We start from the raw sequence: 17,054 nt of genomic DNA on the forward strand, positions 1-17,054 counted from the left end.
GGGTCCGTCGCTAGGCCAGACCGTGGCGCAGCGCGAGTACGGCGGCGTGCACGCGATCGCGTGCGCCGAGCTTCTGCAGCACGTTCGACACGTGCGTCTTCACGGTGGCCTCGCCGATGAACAGCTCGAGGGCGATCTCGGCGTTGCTGCGCGCCTGCGCCACCAGCCGCAGCACCTCGGCCTCACGGTCGGTCAATGAATCGGCGCCGGGCGCGACGGGACCGGGCTCGGTGCGCGCGGCCGGTGGTGCAGCATCCGACCGCGCGTCGGCGAACCGCTCGATCACGCGGCGGGTGACTTCGGGAGCCAGCAGCGCGTCGCCGCCGGCGACCACCCGCACCGCGGCGAGCAGTTCGGCAGCGCCGGCGTTCTTGAGCAGGAAGCCGCTCGCCCCTGCCTGCAGCGCCGCGAAGAGGTAGTCGTCGCGGTCGAACGTCGTCACGACGATCACGGCCGATGCGACGCCCGGGTCGGCGACGATCCGCCGCGTCGCCTCGAGACCGTCCATGTCGGGCATCTGCACGTCCATGCAGATCACGTCGGGACGCAGAGCGGATGCCGCCGCCACGGCCGCGGCGCCGGTGCCCGCCTCGCCGACCACCTCGATGTCGCCGCCCGCCTCCAGGATCGTGCGGAAGCCCGACCGCATCACCGCGTGGTCGTCGACGAGGAGCACGCGGATCACGGCCTGTGCTCCGCGACGTCGGCGGATGCCGCGAGCACGCCGTCTGTGGGTCTGACGACGGCCGCGGCCGCGAGCGGCACGGTCGCCCGGACCCGGAACCCGCCGCGCTCGCGCGGACCGATCTCGATCGCGCCGCCCGACGCCGCCGCGCGCTCGCGCATGCCGAGCAGCCCGAGCCCGGGGCGCACCTCGGCGAGCACACGCCCGGTGCTCACGACCTCCAGCTCGACCGAGCCGTCGTCGTAGCGCAGCCGCACGTCGGCCGTCGCACCGGGCCCCGCATGGCGGCGGGCGTTCGTGAGTGCCTCCTGGGCGATGCGGTACAGGTTCACCTGCGTCACGTGGGTGACCTGCCGCACCGCGGTGGGATCGCCCACGAGGGTGAATGACGTCGGCAGTCCGGACGCGTCGGAGGCCGCGACCAGCGCCGGCAGCGCGTCGATGCCGATCGTCGAGGCCGGCGCGTCGTCGGTCCCGCCGGGCGTGCGGAGAGTGTCGAGGAGATGGTGGAGCTCGTCGATGGCGTCGCGGGCGGAGCGCTCGATGCCGCCGAGGAGGTGCTTCGCGGCATCCGGGTCGCGGTCGACGACCGCACCGGCCGCGCCCGCCTGCACGCCCATGACCGAGACGTGATGCGCGACGACGTCGTGCAGCTCGCGCGCGATGCGCACGCGGTCGAGAGCGACGGCCTGGGCGGAGGTCACCTCGCGGGCGCGCTCGAGCTCGTCGGTCCGCTCCTCCAGGGTGAGGCGCTCGCGGGCGGAGATCCATGCGCGTTCGCCGAAGTAGTACGCGCCGCCGAAGTAGAGGGCGTTGGTGAGGAGCGAGAGGATCGCGCCGGCGACGTAGGGCGACATGGCGCCCGCGACGACGCCCGCGCTCTCGGCCTGCGTGAGCGCTTCGGCGGCGATGGTGACGATCAGCCAGACGAACATGCCGACGATGATCGCGATCCGCACCACCATCGCCCGGCGCCGGTGCCGCGACCACGCGCCGACCGTGAACAGCGCGATGAACATCGCGATGTTGCCGACGAACACCTCGGGCAGCCGCAGGGTCACCGCGGTGAAGTAGGCGCCGCAGATGACGACGGCGACCGTGCACGGCCACCGGCGCCGCACGGCGAGGGTTCCGGCCAGCACGGCCGCGTAGACGAGGGTGAGCTGCATCGGGCCCTGCGCGGCGCCGTAGATGCCCGAGATCGAGCTCAGCGTCGCGCTGAGGATCGCCCCGACGAGGATCACGGCGGCCAGCAGCAGGTCGGTGCGCCGCTGCCGCGCCGTCGGCCGTGGGCGCACGAACGGAACGGAGGTCACCCTCCCACGCTAGGCGGAGGGGCCGCCCAGCGGATCCCCCTCGCGAGGGAGTCGCGCGCGCGGGCGCTCGGGAAGAGTGGAGGCCGACCTCGACATTCCGGGAAAGGAGCACGATCGTGGCACGCCTCGACAAGCTCGTCTTCGGAGATGACGCCGATCCGCGCGTCGAACTGCGCGAGCTGTTCTCCCGAGAGGGCGCCGATCCGCTGATCGCGGCGCGTGACTGGGCGCTCGAGGTGCTCTCGCAGGCGGGCGTCGAGCCGGGCGATCAGCTCCGCGCGATCAAGGCGCTGCGTGCCGCGGAGCCACGGCTGTCGCTCAAGCCCGCGACCTACCTCGCGGCGCAGCTCGACTGAGATCCTCGGGGCCGGACTTGCTATTGACAAGTGTGCTTGTTATTCGCAAGTATCGGGACGGAAGCACCCGCCTCGACAGGAAGATCCGCCATGACCACCAACATCTTCGTCAACATCGCGACGACCGACCTCGACCGCGCCAAGGCCTACTACACGGCGCTGGGCTGCGAGATCAACCCGCTCTTCACCGATGACAACGCCGCGTGCCTGGTGTGGAGCGACACCATCTACTTCATGGTGCTCACGAAGGAGTACTTCTCCTCGTTCACCGACAAGGAGTTCGCCGACCCGAAGACCCACGCGCAGGTGCTGCTGTCGATCAGCCGCGACTCGCGCGAGAAGGTCGACGAGACGATTGAGGCGGGCGTCGCGCACGGCGGCACCAACCCCGGCGAGCCGCAGGACTACGGCTTCATGTACTCTCGCGACCTGATCGACCCCGACGGCAACGGCATCCAGTTCATGTACATGGACCCGAAGGCGGCCGAGCAGGGCCCCGAGGCCTACATGGCGGAGCAGGCGCAGGCGTAAGTGGCTGCCCGCAGCTACGGGCAGTACTGCGGCGTCACGACGGCCGTCGAGCTGGTCGGGGAGCGGTGGGCGATGCTCATCGTCCGCGACCTGCTCGTCGGGCCGCGACGCTACACCGACCTCCAGCGCGGCCTGCCCCGCATCCCCACGAACATCCTCTCCGCGCGGCTCAAAGAGCTGCAGGAGGGGGGTGTGGTGCGGCGCGTGCCGCTGATGCACTGCGGCCTCGTCTACGAGCTCACCCCGTACGGACGAGAGCTCGAGCCGATCGTGCTCGCCCTCGGCCGGTGGGGATTCGCGCAGATGGGCGAGCCGCAGCCCGGCGACGTGGTGACCGCCGACTCGCTGACGATGGCGCTGCGGACGGCGTTCCGAGCGGATGCTGCGGTCACGCTGCCCGACGCCGACTACGAGCTGCACGTCGGAGACGTCGCGCTGCGCGCCCAGGTGTCGGGGGGATCGCTGCGGGTCGCGCAGCTGGCGCCGCCCGCTCCTCCCGTGGGCGGGCGGCTGCCCGAGGGCGAGCCCGACGTCGTGATCGTGGCCGGTCCCGGCATCCGTCGCGTGATCTCCGGCGAGCTGACCCCGGCGGACGCCCTCGACGAGGACGTGCTGGCGGTCGTGCGCGGCGAGGCGTCACTGCTCGAGCGTTTCGCCGACACCTTCCATATCGAGACCGGCGGCGCCGAAGCCGCCTGAAAGGAGGCGACCATGTCCGGTCGCATCACCATCGACCTCTTCGTCACCCTCGACGGTGTCGCCCAGGCTCCGGGCGGGCCCGACGAGGATCCGTCGGGCGGATTCTCCTGGGGCGGCTGGCAGGCGCCCATCGAGGACGAGCTCGTCGGCAGGGAGGTGATGGCCGGGATCGAGAGCATGGACGCGCTCGTGCTCGGCCGCCGCACCTACGACATCTTCTCGGACTACTGGCCGCGCCATGCCGAGGGCGCCGGCGAGGGCGTCATCGGGCGGAAGTTCGACGCGATTCCGAAGTACGTCGCCACGCGCGGCGACGCGGCGCTCGACTGGCAGGGTTCTTCGCGACTGAAGGGGGATGCTGCGGCCGCCGTCTCCGCGCTGCGCGAGACCCATGACGACATCCACGTGATCGGCAGCGTGGACTTCGTGCATTCGCTGATCGCCGCCGAGGCCTACGACGAGCTCGTGCTGTGGACGTACCCGATCGTGCTCGGGCAGGGGCGTCGCGTGTTCCCCGAGGGCATGGACGCGCGGCGGCTGCGGCTGCTCAAGCCCGCCGTCACCGGCACCACCGGTGTCGTCGTGCTGCGCTACGGCCCCGACGGGGTGCCCACGACCGGCACGATGGGCGACTGATGCGCACGCTGATCTACGCCATCAACGTCACGGTCGACGGGTGCGTCGACCACCGCACCGGCTTCGCCTCCGATGCCCTGCACGACTTCTGGGCCGACCGCCTCACGTCGGCCGATGCGCTGCTCTACGGCCGCGTCACCTTCGAGATGATGCGGGCGGCGTGGGCCGGCCCGGCGGGCGAGGCGATGCCGGACGAGGCGAGCCGCGGGTTCGCGCGCACGATCGACCGCGCACGCAAGCACGTCGTCTCGCGCACGCTCACCGAGGTGGACTGGAACGCCGAACTGCTCGACGGCGATCTCGGCGACGCCGTGCGGGAGCTCAAGGCGCGTCCGGGCGGCGACATCCTCACCGGCGGCGTGATGCTGCCGACCGCGCTCGCCGCCCTCGGGCTGATCGACGTGTTCGAGTTCGTCGTGCATCCGCAGGTGGCCGGGCACGGCCCGGCGCTCCTGGCCGGCCTGCCGGGGCCGATCGACCTGACCCTCGTCGCCCGCGAGGACGTCGGGTCGGAGGCCGTCCTCACACGGTACATGCCGACGCGCTGACCTCCGCGGCGTGGGGTCGGGGCGCGGCGGCGCCGCCGCGCTAGCGTGCGGCTGTGAGCGACACCGCCCCGGCCGTCTCCGCGCGGCGTCGCCGCGACCTCCCCGTCGGCGTCGTGATGGTGGGCATGGCGGTCGCAGTGTGGTGGCCGGCGTTCACCCTCGGGGCGTGGGGCGAGATCTTCTTCGACCAGCTGCTCGCGCTGTGGGCCGCGTCGGCCGCGGCGTTCGTGTACGTGCTCGTCGAGCATCGGCCCGCCGGCGGGCGGCTCGTCCGCGCGTTCCTGCTGCTGCTTCCCACCCTCTGGATCGTGCTGATGTTCGCCTTCGGCGACGCGACCGCCGATGTGTTCGTGTTCCTCGTGCAGGTGTCGGCCCTGCTGGCCGTGCTCATCGGCATGCCGTTCACCATCTGGGTGCTCGTGCGCATCATCTGGCCGGCCTTCGGAGAGGGGATGCCTCGTCGCACCCGCTGGCTCATCGCCCTGGTCGTCGTGGGCGTGGCGCTGGCGTCGTTCGTGCTGGGGCTCAATCAGTCGCGCTTCCTCACGTGCGAGGACTTCGCGATCAGCGGCAACTCCGAGCCGCCCGGCTGCACCCACGCCACTACTCCCGCGGGCTGACCGGATCGCCTAGAAGATCATCGGGCGGTCGTCGTCGTCCTCGCCGCCGGTCAGGTCGAGGTCGACCATGACGGGGACGTGGTCGCTGGGCGCTTCGCCCTTGCGTTCGTTGCGGTGGATCACCGCGCCGGTGACGGCGTCGGCGAAGGCATGCGAGCCGAGCACGAAGTCGATGCGCATGCCCTCGTTGCGGGGGAAGCGCAGCTGCTTGTAGTCCCAGTAGGTGAACCCCGTCGGGATGAGGGGACGCACCACGTCGGTGAGCCCCGCACTCAGCAGCGCGCCGAACGCCTCGCGTTCGGGCGGCGACACGTGCGTCGCGAAGCCCTGCACGACGGTCGGGTCGCCGTTGTCGGCGTCGGTCGGGGCGATGTTGAAGTCGCCGGTGAGCGCCAGGGCGAGGTCGGGGTTCGTGCTGAGCGTGTCGTCGGTGTACTGCGCGAGGGCGGCGAGCCACTCCAGCTTGTAGAAGTAGTGCGGGTCGCCGAGCGATCGGCCGTTCGGCACGTACAGGCTCCACACCTCGACCCCGCCGACGGTCGCGCCCAGCGCGCGCGCCTCGAGCGGAGCATCCGGTCCCGAATGGTCCTTCGCGAAGCCGGGCATGCCCGGGAACGCGGTGCGCACGTTCTCGACCGGCTCGCGGCTGGCGATCGCCACGCCGTTCCACTGCGAGAAGCCGTGCGCCTCGACGTGGAAGCCCGCGTCCTCGAACGCGGCGTAGGGGAACTGCTCGGCCTTGCACTTGATCTCCTGCATCGCGAGCACGTCGATGCTCTCGCGCACCGCGAACTCGACGATGCGGTCGACGCGGGCGCGGACGGAGTTGACGTTCCAGGTGGCCAGACGCATGGCATCCAGCCTATTCGCGGCCGCTGACGCTCCCGCCCGCTCGCGGTCGTCCCGCGAGGGGACGCGTGTCGTCGTGCAGCGGGGGACGGATGCTGCAATGTGCGTGCCCTCGCCGGCGACCGTTCGACGACGGCCGCCACGTGCTGGTGGCAACGGAGTAGCATCGGGCTATGACCTATGCGAAGGTGAGCGTCAGTCTCGAAGACGCCGACATCGCCCTGCTCGACGCCGAGGTGCGCGAGGGGCGCTTCGCGACGCGGTCCGCCGCCCTGCAGGAGGCGGTGCGGATGCTGCGCGAGAGCCGGCTCGCCGATGCCTATGCCGAGGCATACGGCGAGTGGACCGACGCGGGTGACGAGCACGCGTGGGGCGCGGCATCCGACGACGGCGTCGCATGACCGACCCGATCCCGGCGCTCCGCCGCGGGCACATCGTGAGCGTCTCGCTCGATCCCTCGATGGGGCGTGAGGCGGCGAAGACCCGCCCCGCGGTGGTCGTGAGCAACAACACCGCGAACGCCGCCGCTGCACGGGCCGGCGGTGTGGTGACGATCGTTCCGCTCACCTCGAACACCGCGCGCGTCTTCGAGTTCCAGGTGCTGCTGCCCGCCGGCAGGACCGGTCTCGCCCGCGACTCGAAGGCCCAGGCGGAGCAGGTGCGCACCCTGTCGCTCTTCCGCGTGCGCGACATCGTCGGGTGGGTGCCGGCCGAGCTCATGGGCGAACTCGACGACGCGCTCCGCCTGCATCTCGCGCTGTAGCGCAGCCCCCGCCCGCCGTCCCTGCGCGAGGGGGCCCGATTCGTCGCACGCAGGGGCGGAAGCCGCGATCCGCGTCCCCTCGGCGAGGAACGGCTCAGGCACGGGCGGCGGCGACGGCATCCGTAGAATCGAGCCATGACCGTCGCCTCCACGCCCGAGCTCGAAGCCGACCGCCAGGCGCTCATCGCGCTGATCACCGCCGAGGCGGTGTTCCACGGCGACTTCACCCTCTCCAGCGGCAAGAAGGCGACGTACTACGTCGACATGCGCAAGCTCACGCTCGACCACCGCGCGGCGCCGGCGATCGGGCGCATCATGCTCGACCTCATCCGCGATGTCGACGGTGTCGTCGCGGTCGGCGGACTCACACTCGGCGCCGACCCGATCGCCAACGCCGTCATGCACGAATCCGTGCACGCCGGGGCTCCGCTGGATGCGTTCGTGGTGCGCAAGGAGCCCAAGGACCACGGTCGCGGCCGCCAGATCGAGGGGGCGGATGTCTCGGGCAGGCGCGTCGTCGTCGTCGAGGACACCTCCACCACCGGTCAGTCGGCGCTCAAGGCCGTCGAGGCGCTCCGCCGCGAGGGCGCGGAGGTCGTCGCGGTCGCCGTCATCGTCGATCGCCGCACCGGCGCCCAGGCGGCGGTCGAGGCCGAGGGCCTGCAGTGGCTCGCCGCGATCGACCTGGACGACCTCGGGCTGAACCCTCAGTGAACGCCGCCTGACCCGGCGATCACCGAGGTTAGGCTGTCTCGGTGACCGATACGCCCGACGGCAACGACGACGCCTCCCCGACTGCTCGCAACGGCGTCTGGCTGCTGCTCGTCTACCGCGTGCCGTCCGAGCCGACGCGTCTGCGCGCCACCGTCTGGCGCCGGCTGAAGGGCCTCGGGGCCGTCTACGTGCAGAACTCCGTCGTCGCGCTCCCGGCCAACACGAGGAACGAGCGCGCCCTGCGCAAGCTCCGGCACGAGATCATCGAGATGGCCGGTGCGGCCGTGCTGCTGGATGCCTCCGCGATCGCGGGCGAGTCGACCATCCGCGAGCTCTACGACGCCGCGCGCACCGACGAGTACGAGGAGATCCTCGACCGCTGCCGGGACTTCCTCGCGGGCCTGCAGAAGGAGTACGCGAACGATCACTTCACGTACGCAGAGCTCGAGGAGAACGAGGTCGACCTCGTGAAGCTGCAGAGCTGGTTCGAGAAGGTGTCCGAGCGCGACGCGTTCGGTGCGCCCGGACGCGAGCGCACCACCGAGGCGATCGCCGAATGCGCCACCGAGCTCGAGGCCTACGCATCGCGCGTCTACGCGGTGGAAGGCCAATCGGCGGGGGGCGACTGAACGCTCCCCGCCGATCGGCGGTCCTCCCGCCCCGAGGCGGAACGGTCCTCAGGCTGCGCGGCGCACCGACCGCGACAGGCTGAGGCAGAACACCAGCACGACGGCCAGCGGCACGATCCACCACGTGGCGATGCTCGTCGCCGCCAGCAGCAGCGTCACGACGAACGCGACCACGATGCCGGCGGCCACGCGCCAGTCGTCGCCGATCACGAAGTCGTACCAGAACATCCCGAAGCGGGCCAGGCGCGTGCCGAACGACGGACGCGGGGCGGGGGATGCCGCGATCTCGGCGTCCACCGCGGTGCCGACGTCGGTCGGCTCGGCGACGAGGGGGCCGCCGCCGGCGGCGCCGACGTGGACGGTCGGGGCGGGGATCGACACGACGCGGGCGTCGCGACGGCGGCGGACGCCCTTGAGGATCGCGACCATGACGAGGGCGACGATCAGGATGCCGGGGATGATCCCGAGCAGCGACAGGTCGGCGCCCGGCCAGGTCGCCCCGGCGCCCTCGGCGCCCCAGAAGATGCCGAACGAGGTCAGCATGACACCGACGGCGAACTTGAGCGTGTTCTCGGGGACCCGGGCGAGGGGCTTGCGCACCACGACGCCCAGGAGGGCGACGACCACGACGGCGACGACCGCGGCCAGCGCCGCGACGCCGACCTGGTGCTGGACGGTGCCGAAGGTGAGCGCGATGAACGCGACCTCGAGGCCCTCGAGGAACGTGGCCTTGAACGACAGGGTGAACGCATACCAGTCGGTGCGGCCGGTGGCGGCGCCGGCGGCCTGGGCGGCCTCGACCTCCGACGCGAACGCGGCGTCCTCGTCGTGCAGCGCCTTGAAGCCGCTCGCGCGGAGCACGGCCTTGCGCAGCCACTGCAGGCCGAAGACCAGCAGCAGGCCGCCGACGACGAGGCGGAGCGACTCGATCGGGATCAGCTGCAGCGTGGGGCCGAGCAGGGCGATGATGACGGCGAGGGCCAGGATGCCGACGCCCATGCCCTGCAGGGCGGAGCGCCAGTTGCGGGCGGTGCCGGCGGCGAGCACGACGGTGGTGGCCTCGACGGCCTCCACGAGACAGGCGAGGAACACGGCGATGAACAGAGAGACCGCGGGTGTCATGAGAACTCCAGATTGGTGATGGTTATAGCGGAAGTGTAACAGCGGTTAGAAATCACACGGCACGGGTGAAGACCTTCGCCGTGCTGATGAGCGTCAGGCGGCGGTGGCGGTGGCGGTGGGGAAGACGAGGCAGCCGTCGGGGTCGATCAGGACCGCGCAGCGGTTGCCGCGCGGAACGGCACGCGACTCCACGACCCCGCTGATGAGCCCGTACTCGGTGTCGACGACGTGGTCGTACGAGCGGCCGCGGTAGGCGACGTCGCGGACGACTCCCGGCACCGCGAAGAGCCCGCCGGGGACGGATGCCGCGTCCTCGGCCGCGAGACGGGTCACGCTCGGTCGCAGCAGCACGTCCACGGCGCCCGCGTCGGGGGTTCCCGCCCGCGCGGTGAGGCACAGCTCGCGCCCCGCCACGGCGACGGTGACGCCCTTCGGCGTCCGTCCCACGACCCGGCCCGACAGCATCCCGCCGATCCCGGTGAACTCGGCGACGAAGCGCGTCGCGGGGTGGTGGTGCACGGCCTCGGGCTCGTCGAACTGCTCGATACGACCCGCCCGCAGCACCGCGATCCGGTCGGCGAGGGCGAACGCCTCGGACTGATCGTGGGTGATGTAGACCGCGGTCGAGCCGGTTTCGCGCACGAGCGTGGAGATCTGGATGCGCAGGCGCTCGCGCAGGTCGGCGTCGAGGTTCGACAGCGGCTCGTCGAAGACGATCACCGACGGGCGTGCCACGATCGCGCGGGCCAGGGCCACGCGCTGCTGCTGCCCGCCCGACAGCTCGTGCGGGTAGCGCCTGTCCATCCCGCCGAGCCCGACGCGCTCGAGCATCTCCGCAGAGCGCGATCGCGCGACATCCCGTCCGAGCTTGCGACGGCGCAGGGCGAAGGCGACGTTCTCGCCGATCGTGAGATGCGGCCAGAGGGCGTAGTCCTGGAACACCATGCCGAGCTCCCGGCGCTCGGGGGCGACGTGGGTGCGCGCGGAGCTGACCAGCGCGCCGTCGAGGCGGAGCTCGCCGCCGTCGAGCCGCTCGATGCCGGCGATGCAGCGCGCGAGCGTGGACTTGCCCGAGCCCGACGGCCCGAGCAGCACGGTGAACTCACCCGGACGGATGTCGAGGTCCACCGCATCGAGGGCCGTGACGGCGCCGTAGCGGCGCACGGCGCCGCGCACCGAGATGGCTCGACCGGTGCCGGCCGAGGGGGCGGTGGGCGCGGGAGCGGGGGCGGTGAGCGTCATGATGTGCGACCGATCTGCTTCCACCCGCGCGGGGCGAGGAGCGTGTAGAGGAGGGAGGTGGCGCCGACGACGGCGAGCGCGATCGCGATGGCGATCACCTGCATGGCCGTGCCGCCGCCGAAGTCGTAGTTGGACAGGGCCTTCTCGATGCCCACCGCCAGCGGCGGCGATCCGGGCGGGTAGAGCAGCTGCGAGATCGGCAGCTCGAGGAGGGTCGCGACGAACAGCAGCTGCCACGCCGACAGCACCGGCCGGGCGATCACGGGCACGACGACCGTGAGCCACGTGCGCAGCCCCCCGCCGCCGTGGGCGCGGCTGGCCTCGGCCATCGACTGCTGCAGCTGGCTCATCGAGCCCACGAGCGAGCGCGAACCGGTGGGCAGGGTGGTGGCGACGTAGGCGAGCGTGAGCAGCGTGGACGTGCCGTAGAAGTGGATGCCGAGGGTGTTCATGATCGGCAGGTTGTAGGTGAAGATGTACCCCGCCGCGAAGACGATGCCCGGAAGGGCGACGGCGGCCAGCAGCACGAAGTCGAGCACGCGGGTGGCCGCGCCCGCGCGGGCCTGGCTCAGCATCCGCGCGCACGCGACTGCCAGCACGGTCGCGATCGAGGCCACGATGAGGCCCTGGCCGAACGAGAACGCGAGCGGGTCGCGCAGTTGCGGGCTGCCGAGCACGCGCGTGTAGTTGTCGATGCTCCACGTGTGCGGGCTGAGCGCGTTGCCCAGCCCCGTCATGAGCGACGCGCTGGCCGCGCCGAACGCCGGGATGCCGACCATCACGACGAGCGCGACGAGGATCGCCAGACCTCCGCCGACCTTGCTCCACGGGCTCAGGCGGCGGCGCAGTGCGGGCCGGGTGCGGCCGCCGAACGTGCGGAAGCTGCGGCCCCGCAGTGCCGCCGACTGCGCGAACAGGGCCGCCACGACCAGCGCGAGGAGGATCCAGCTGATCGCCGAGGCCACCGGGAACTGCACCGGGAAGTTCTGCACCGCGTCGTAGAGCGCGAACGTGGCGAGCGGGAAGTGGGATGCCGCAGACAGCGTGGACGCGACGCCGTAGTCGCTGATCGCCTCGGCGAAGACGATGGCCACGGCAGACCAGACCGCGGGGGTGAGAAGAGTGACGACGATGCGCACGGCGTCGCGGCGGGTGCCGCCGTGCACGCGCACGGCGTGCTCGTACTCGTCACCGAGACCGCGCAGGGCGTTGGCGATGACGAGGTAGGCGAACGGGACGCCCTTCACGGTGAGGATGCCGATGATGCCGACCGGGCCGTAGAGCAGGGAGCGGCCGGGCTCGATCGGGATGTGGAGCAGGTCGAGGATGCCGCCCACCTCGAACAGGCGCTGCCAGCCGAGTGCGATGAGGTAGGAGGGGGCGAGCAGGAGCACGAACAGGCAGGCGCGCCAGGCGCGACGCCCGGGGGCATCGGTGCGCTCGACGAGCCACGCCAGTCCGAAGCCCACGCCGGCGCTGACGACGGCGGCGACCACCCCGACGATCACGGTGTTCTGCAGAGCGACGAGGAACGTGCCGCTCAGCGCCGTGGTGAACGAGGAGAGCGTGAACCACTCGGTGCCCTGGCCGAACATCGCGGGACTGAATGCGACCAGCAGGAAGACCAGGATCGGGGTGACGAGGATCCCCACCACGAGAAGCCAGAACACGGTGCGGGCGACGCCCCCGCCGTGCCGGTCCGCGCCGGCGCGGGCGCGGACCAGCAGGGAGGGCGCCGGGGCGGCGGGGTCGCCGACGGATGGCCCGGCCGGAGCGGCCGCCCCCGGGGGTGGGGCGAGCAGTGTCGTGTCCATCCGTCGGCTCCCTTCGTCGTCGTAAGCGGGTTACTTGATGTTGTTTCCGAACCAGGTCACGACCTCGCTCTGGAGGGGGCCCCAGAAGTACGGGTCGATGACGTTGTAGTCCGTCGGGAACGCGGTGACGCCGGCGAGCGGCTTCACGCCGTTCACGATCGGCCAGTACAGCGAGTCCCCGGTCGGGTCGGCGCCGAGCATCGCCTGCTGCCCCTCGGGCGAGAGGATGAACTCGACCAGCTGCTGCGCCTCGGACTGCAGCTGAGGGCTGGCCGACTTGTCGATGCCGAAGGCGCTGGGCAGGAGCGTCGCCTTCGGGAAGAACGCGACCTTCGGGTCGAAGCCCGCGGTCTTGTTAGCGGCGGCGGCGGCCACCTCACCGAGTGCGGCGGAGCTCTGCACCAGGCCGTAGCTGATCTGCCCGTTCTCGAGCGCGTGCAGCGTGTCGCCGTTGGTCGGGAAGACCTGCAGGCCGTTGGACTTGAGCTTGGTGAGGTAGGCCTCTCCGGCTGCGACGCCGCCGGTCTGGCCGCCCATCTGGTCCATCAGCCCGGCGATGAGCGGATAGGTCGGTCCGGACTTCGCGGGGTCGTTCATGCCGACCTTGCCCGAGTACGCCGACGTGAGCAGGTCGTCCCAGGTCTGCGGCACGGAGCCGCCGGCGGCGGCGTTGTAGATGACGCCGGGGACGACGGTGGTGCCGGTGGGCACGTAGGCGTTGCTGGCGGGGACGAGCGACTTCCCGACGGCACTGAGATCGGCCTTCGTCGTGTACGGCGCGAGCTGACCCTGCTGGTCGAGGGCCGCGAACGCCGTCGCTCCGTCGACCCACAGGGCGGTCCACTGCGGGTTGTTCTTCTCGGCGGCGACCTTGGTCAGCAGGGGTCCGGTGCTGTCTTCGACGAGGTTGACGGGGATGCCGGTCTTGGCGATGAAGGCGTCGACGACGGCCTTGGCCTCGCCCATGGCCGAGTACAGGACGATGGGCTGGGGGGCGGCGGACGAGCCGCCGGCCGAGGAAGCGGTGGATGCGCCGCTGCACGCGGCGATCCCCAGGGTCAGTGCGGCGAGGGCGGAGACGGCCGACAGCGCACGGGTACGATGGTTCACAGGTCCTCCGAGATCGGGATGTTCGCCACGAGATGTAACGATCGTTAGGGACGGTATGCAGCGATCGTTAATCTTCGACAGCCGGAAGGTGTCCGATCGGTGAATGCGCGCCGACCGGCGGGCGGCCACGTCCTATGCGTCGACGATGCGTGCGCGGGATCCCGCAGGATCGACCGCCGTCAGCCGCGGTGAGTCGGGATCAGCCGCCGCCGGGCGCCGTCAGTCGCGGTGGTCGCGATCGCCCGGCTCGTCGCGATGGTCGCGGAAGTAGCGCACCGCCTGCCAGATGACGACGCCGAGCGCGCCGAGTCCGGTCACGAGGGCGACCCACAGGGTCGGCGTGGTGTCGATCACGGACGCCTGCCCTCGGCGGCGTCGGCCACGAGCTTCGCGATGCGCGCCGCCCGCGTCTCCGGGCGCTTGGCCATCGCGATCGTCGTCAGCCCCATCTTGCGCGCCGACGGCGGGAACGCGTCCCACGCCGCCCGCGCCGCGGGCACGGCCTCGAGCGCCGCGGTGAGCTCGGGCGGTTCGAGCAGCGCCTCGGGCCCGTCGAGCACCGTCCACGAGCCATTGGCCTTGGCCACCTCGATCGCCCGGATCCCGGCCGCCGCGAGAAGGCCCTCGGCCTCGAGCCGCGCCACACGGGCCTTGTTCGTCGCCGCCCATCCGCTGCTCGGCCGTCGTGGGGCGAACCACAGTCCGCCGGTCGCCTCGTCGAACGAGCGCACCGGCCCGTCGATCCAGCCGAAGCACAGCGCCTGCAGGATCGCGTCCTCGTACTCGACGACCGTCAACCCCGATCCGGGTCGTGCCCGGACGAGCCACGCGCCCTTCGACGTGGCGTGGTTGTCCTCGAGCCACGCGCGCCAGGTCGAGGCATCCGCCGCCGTCACCTTCTCGCCGTCGTGGAGCGCGCCCATCAGAAGCCCTCGGGCAGCTCGCTCTCGACCGGCTCGCGGCGCACGAGCTCGGCCACCGAGCCGAGGATCTCGTCGGGGCGGAACGGGTAGCGCTCGATCTCGGCGGGGTCGCTGATCCCGGTCATCACGAGCACCGTGTGCAGCCCGGCCTCGATGCCGGCGATGATGTCGGTGTCCATGCGGTCGCCGATCATGCCGGTGTTCTCGGAGTGCGCGCCGATCTTGTTCATCGCCGAGCGGAACATCATCGGGTTGGGCTTGCCGACGACGTACGGCTCCTTGCCGGTGGCCTTGGTGATGAGCGCCGAGATCGCTCCGGTGGCGGGCAGCACGCCCTCGGTCGAGGGTCCCGTGGCATCCGGGTTCGTCGCGATGAACCGGGCGCCCCTGCCGATGAGGCGGATCGCCTTCGTGATCGCCTCGAAGGAGTAGTTGCGCGTCTCACCCACGACGACGTAGTCGGGGTCGGTCTCAGTCATGATGAACCCGGCCTCGTGCAGTGCGGTCGTCACCCCGGCCTCGCCGATCACGAACGCGGAGCCGCCGGGCATCTGCGAGCGCAGGAAGTCGGCGGTGGCCAGCGCCGAGGTCCAGATCGACTCCTCGGGCACGACGAGCCCGGAGGCGCGCAACCGCGCCGACAGGTCGCGCGGCGTGAAGATCGAGTTGTTCGTCAGCACGAGGAACGGCGTCCCCTCGTCGCCCCACTGGCGCAGGAGCTCGGCGGCCCCCGGGATCGGCGTGTTCTCGTGCACGAGAACGCCGTCCATGTCGGTGAGCCAGCACTCGATGTCGGCACGCGTGCGCATGCCGTCAGCCTAGACCCGGGCGCGTGCTCGGCGATGAGGCGATGCGACGCCGTAGTCTCGGATCGTGGCACGCACCGGATGGGACCCGCGGGCGCTGCCCGACCTGTCCGGACGCACCTATCTCGTCACCGGGGCGAACGCCGGGCTCGGCTTCTTCTGCTCCGAGCAGCTGGCCGGCGCCGGCGCGCACGTCGTGATGACCGGCCGCAATCCGAACCGCCTCGCCGCCGCGCGCGCGGCGCTGAAGGGACGGATGAGGGATGCCGGGGGCCGCGGCACCGTCGAGACGATGCTGCTGGACACGAGCAACCTGGGATCGGTGCGTGCCGCCGCAGCATCCGTCCGTGGTCGCGGCGCCCTCGACGGGCTGGTGCTGAACGCCGGAAACGTGCATCCGCCGAAGCAGCGCGAGACCACGGTCGACGGCAACGAGGTGGTCTTCGCGACGAACGTGCTCGGCCACTTCGCCCTCGCCGGCGCCCTGCTGCCCGCCGTCGCCGCGGCGGCCGGGCGCATCGTGTGGCTCGGCAGCATCTCGACCTCGATGTGGCGGTACGACCCGGTCGACCCGCAGCTGCGCGAGGGCTACAGCTCGTGGCGCGCATACGTGCAGTCGAAGGTGGCGACCACGGCGCTGGGTCTCGAGGCCGACCGGCGCCTGCGCGCGCACGGCGTGCCGGTCGCGAGCGTCGTGGTGCACCCGGGCTACTCGACGAGCGGCCGCACCCCGGGCATCGCCGGGGTGAACGAGCCGACGCGCCTCACCCGTTTCGCCGACAATCTGCAGGCGGTGATCACGCAGTCGAAGGAGCACGGCGCCTGGCCTCTGGCGCGGGCCGTCGCCGATCCCTATGTGGAGGGCGGCGACATGCTGGGCCCGCGGTTCGTCACGCACGGGATGCCGCGTCGCGCCGTCGCCTCGAAGATCACGCGCGATCCCGAGCTCGGCGACCGGCTGTGGCGGTTCTGCGAGGCCGCGGCCGGCGTCAACTGGCCGTTCGCGGCCGCGGCCGCCGCGGCCTGACGCGCGACGTCAGGCGCTGAGCCACACGGCGGCGGCGGCGCCGGCGGGGAGTGGGAAGGGCGCGCCGTCGACCGCGACCGCGGAGGCATCCGTCACCGTCAGCTCGGCGCCGGGACGCACGCCGCCGTCCTCCAGCGCGCGCAGCAGCGCCGGATCGCGGTCGCTCACCCTGAGCACGCGGCCGGAGTGGCCGGGAGCGGCGGCCGCGAGGAGCACGAACGCCTCGCGCCGCACGTGCCCCGAGGCATCCGGGATCGCATCGCCGTGCGGATCGAACGGGGGATGCCCCAGCCGCTCGTCGATGCCGTCGAGCAGCCGATCGCTGATCGAGTGCTCGAGCACCTCGGCCTCGTCGTGCACCTCGTCCCAGCCGTACCCGAACTCCCGCACGAGCCACGTCTCGATGAGGCGGTGGCGACGGATCACGGCGGCAGCGCGGGCGGCTCCGGCGTCGGAGAGCGCGACCGGGCCGTAGGGGCGATGGGTGACGAGCCCCTGCGCGGCGAGCTTCTGCACCATCTCGGTGACGCTGGACGGGGCCAGCCCGAGCTCGAGGGCGAGCTGCGACGGCGTGATGCGCTCGGTCTGCCACTCGGTGTGCTGGTAGATCCGCTTCAGATAGTCGTCGATCGCGGGGGAGGCCACGCTCCGAGGGTACCGGCGG

The 17,054-nt window shown here is 71.7% G+C and carries 22 protein-coding genes; 11 read left to right on the forward strand and 11 right to left on the reverse strand.

The window, feature by feature from the left end; genetic code table 11:
- Window positions 1-10 precede the first annotated feature (10 nt).
- Together ACSJDX_RS07945 and ACSJDX_RS07950 are read right to left on the reverse strand one after the other, a co-directional pair.
- Window positions 11-685 carry a response regulator gene (locus ACSJDX_RS07945; RefSeq protein ID WP_438352153.1) on the reverse strand — a complete coding sequence of 225 codons (675 nt, stop codon included), beginning with the start codon at window positions 683-685 and terminating at the stop codon, window positions 11-13.
- Window positions 682-2,001, reverse strand: coding sequence for a sensor histidine kinase (locus ACSJDX_RS07950; protein WP_438352154.1), 1,320 nt, complete (start codon window positions 1,999-2,001; stop codon window positions 682-684). The genes ACSJDX_RS07945 and ACSJDX_RS07950 overlap by 4 nt, the downstream gene beginning before the upstream one ends.
- A 116-nt stretch (window positions 2,002-2,117) precedes the next feature.
- Here ACSJDX_RS07950 and ACSJDX_RS07955 point away from each other — a divergent pair, with 116 nt between their 5' ends.
- The 6 genes from ACSJDX_RS07955 to ACSJDX_RS07980 all read left to right on the forward strand — a co-directional run bounded on the left by ACSJDX_RS07955 (window position 2,118) and on the right by ACSJDX_RS07980 (window position 5,391).
- On the forward strand, window positions 2,118-2,357 hold the full coding sequence (locus tag ACSJDX_RS07955) for a hypothetical protein (RefSeq protein WP_438352155.1): 240 nt from the start codon (window positions 2,118-2,120) through the stop codon (window positions 2,355-2,357).
- Window positions 2,358-2,447: 90 nt separating this feature from the next.
- The gene (locus tag ACSJDX_RS07960) at window positions 2,448-2,888 is read left to right on the forward strand and encodes a VOC family protein (RefSeq protein ID WP_438352156.1); all 441 of its coding nucleotides are present in this window, start codon (window positions 2,448-2,450) and stop codon (window positions 2,886-2,888) included.
- Window positions 2,889-3,587, forward strand: a complete 699-nt coding sequence (locus ACSJDX_RS07965; RefSeq protein ID WP_438352157.1) for a winged helix-turn-helix transcriptional regulator — start codon at window positions 2,889-2,891, stop codon at window positions 3,585-3,587.
- A gap of 12 nt (window positions 3,588-3,599) precedes the next feature.
- Window positions 3,600-4,223, forward strand: coding sequence for a dihydrofolate reductase family protein (locus ACSJDX_RS07970; RefSeq protein ID WP_438352158.1), 624 nt, complete (start codon window positions 3,600-3,602; stop codon window positions 4,221-4,223).
- Window positions 4,223-4,771 carry a dihydrofolate reductase family protein gene (locus tag ACSJDX_RS07975; RefSeq protein WP_438352159.1) on the forward strand — a complete coding sequence of 183 codons (549 nt, stop codon included), beginning with the start codon at window positions 4,223-4,225 and terminating at the stop codon, window positions 4,769-4,771. The genes ACSJDX_RS07970 and ACSJDX_RS07975 overlap by 1 nt, the downstream gene beginning before the upstream one ends.
- Before the next feature lie 53 nt (window positions 4,772-4,824).
- The gene (locus ACSJDX_RS07980) at window positions 4,825-5,391 is read left to right on the forward strand and encodes a hypothetical protein (protein WP_438352160.1); all 567 of its coding nucleotides are present in this window, start codon (window positions 4,825-4,827) and stop codon (window positions 5,389-5,391) included.
- 9 nt (window positions 5,392-5,400) lie between these two features.
- Here ACSJDX_RS07980 and ACSJDX_RS07985 read toward each other — a convergent pair whose 3' ends face one another.
- Window positions 5,401-6,243 (reverse strand): exodeoxyribonuclease III, encoded by an 843-nt coding sequence (locus tag ACSJDX_RS07985; RefSeq protein ID WP_438352161.1) that lies wholly within the window; start codon window positions 6,241-6,243, stop codon window positions 5,401-5,403.
- A gap of 170 nt (window positions 6,244-6,413) precedes the next feature.
- Here ACSJDX_RS07985 and ACSJDX_RS07990 point away from each other — a divergent pair, with 170 nt between their 5' ends.
- The 4 genes from ACSJDX_RS07990 to ACSJDX_RS08005 all read left to right on the forward strand — a co-directional run bounded on the left by ACSJDX_RS07990 (window position 6,414) and on the right by ACSJDX_RS08005 (window position 8,346).
- Window positions 6,414-6,641: a ribbon-helix-helix domain-containing protein gene (locus ACSJDX_RS07990; RefSeq protein WP_438352162.1), complete on the forward strand. Its 228-nt coding sequence runs from the start codon at window positions 6,414-6,416 to the stop codon at window positions 6,639-6,641.
- Complete coding sequence (locus ACSJDX_RS07995) at window positions 6,638-7,003, forward strand: type II toxin-antitoxin system PemK/MazF family toxin (RefSeq protein WP_438352163.1); 366 nt, start codon at window positions 6,638-6,640, stop codon at window positions 7,001-7,003. The genes ACSJDX_RS07990 and ACSJDX_RS07995 overlap by 4 nt, the downstream gene beginning before the upstream one ends.
- Before the next feature lie 135 nt (window positions 7,004-7,138).
- Window positions 7,139-7,717: an orotate phosphoribosyltransferase gene (gene pyrE / locus ACSJDX_RS08000; protein ID WP_438352164.1), complete on the forward strand. Its 579-nt coding sequence runs from the start codon at window positions 7,139-7,141 to the stop codon at window positions 7,715-7,717.
- Between the two features lie 41 nt (window positions 7,718-7,758).
- Window positions 7,759-8,346 (forward strand): Chromate resistance protein ChrB, encoded by a 588-nt coding sequence (locus ACSJDX_RS08005; protein ID WP_438352165.1) that lies wholly within the window; start codon window positions 7,759-7,761, stop codon window positions 8,344-8,346.
- 48 nt (window positions 8,347-8,394) lie between these two features.
- Here ACSJDX_RS08005 and ACSJDX_RS08010 read toward each other — a convergent pair whose 3' ends face one another.
- From ACSJDX_RS08010 to ACSJDX_RS08040, 7 genes are all read right to left on the reverse strand, one after another.
- The gene (locus tag ACSJDX_RS08010) at window positions 8,395-9,468 is read right to left on the reverse strand and encodes a COG4280 domain-containing protein (protein WP_438352166.1); all 1,074 of its coding nucleotides are present in this window, start codon (window positions 9,466-9,468) and stop codon (window positions 8,395-8,397) included.
- A gap of 93 nt (window positions 9,469-9,561) precedes the next feature.
- The gene (locus tag ACSJDX_RS08015) at window positions 9,562-10,710 is read right to left on the reverse strand and encodes an ABC transporter ATP-binding protein (RefSeq protein WP_438352167.1); all 1,149 of its coding nucleotides are present in this window, start codon (window positions 10,708-10,710) and stop codon (window positions 9,562-9,564) included.
- Entirely contained in the window at window positions 10,707-12,524 is a 1,818-nt protein-coding gene (locus ACSJDX_RS08020) for an ABC transporter permease (RefSeq protein WP_438352168.1), read from the reverse strand. Before ACSJDX_RS08020 ends, ACSJDX_RS08015 begins: the two co-directional genes overlap by 4 nt.
- A gap of 30 nt (window positions 12,525-12,554) precedes the next feature.
- Window positions 12,555-13,634: an ABC transporter substrate-binding protein gene (locus ACSJDX_RS08025; RefSeq protein ID WP_438352169.1), complete on the reverse strand. Its 1,080-nt coding sequence runs from the start codon at window positions 13,632-13,634 to the stop codon at window positions 12,555-12,557.
- Between the two features lie 219 nt (window positions 13,635-13,853).
- Window positions 13,854-13,988 (reverse strand): hypothetical protein, encoded by a 135-nt coding sequence (locus tag ACSJDX_RS08030; protein ID WP_438352170.1) that lies wholly within the window; start codon window positions 13,986-13,988, stop codon window positions 13,854-13,856.
- Window positions 13,985-14,557 (reverse strand): YdeI/OmpD-associated family protein, encoded by a 573-nt coding sequence (locus ACSJDX_RS08035; protein ID WP_438352171.1) that lies wholly within the window; start codon window positions 14,555-14,557, stop codon window positions 13,985-13,987. The genes ACSJDX_RS08030 and ACSJDX_RS08035 overlap by 4 nt, the downstream gene beginning before the upstream one ends.
- Complete coding sequence (locus ACSJDX_RS08040) at window positions 14,557-15,366, reverse strand: HAD-IIA family hydrolase (protein ID WP_438352172.1); 810 nt, start codon at window positions 15,364-15,366, stop codon at window positions 14,557-14,559. The genes ACSJDX_RS08035 and ACSJDX_RS08040 overlap by 1 nt, the downstream gene beginning before the upstream one ends.
- Window positions 15,367-15,430: 64 nt before the next feature.
- On the opposite strand from ACSJDX_RS08040, the gene ACSJDX_RS08045 reads away from it, so the two are divergent.
- Window positions 15,431-16,390, forward strand: a complete 960-nt coding sequence (locus ACSJDX_RS08045) for an SDR family NAD(P)-dependent oxidoreductase (RefSeq protein ID WP_438352173.1) — start codon at window positions 15,431-15,433, stop codon at window positions 16,388-16,390.
- A 9-nt stretch (window positions 16,391-16,399) separates the two neighbouring features.
- Here ACSJDX_RS08045 and ACSJDX_RS08050 read toward each other — a convergent pair whose 3' ends face one another.
- Window positions 16,400-17,035, reverse strand: coding sequence for a metal-dependent transcriptional regulator (locus ACSJDX_RS08050; protein ID WP_438352174.1), 636 nt, complete (start codon window positions 17,033-17,035; stop codon window positions 16,400-16,402).
- Window positions 17,036-17,054 lie beyond the last annotated feature (19 nt).

It is taken from the genome of Microbacterium fluminis, assembly GCF_051549805.1.
Lineage (GTDB): Bacteria > Actinomycetota > Actinomycetes > Actinomycetales > Microbacteriaceae > Microbacterium.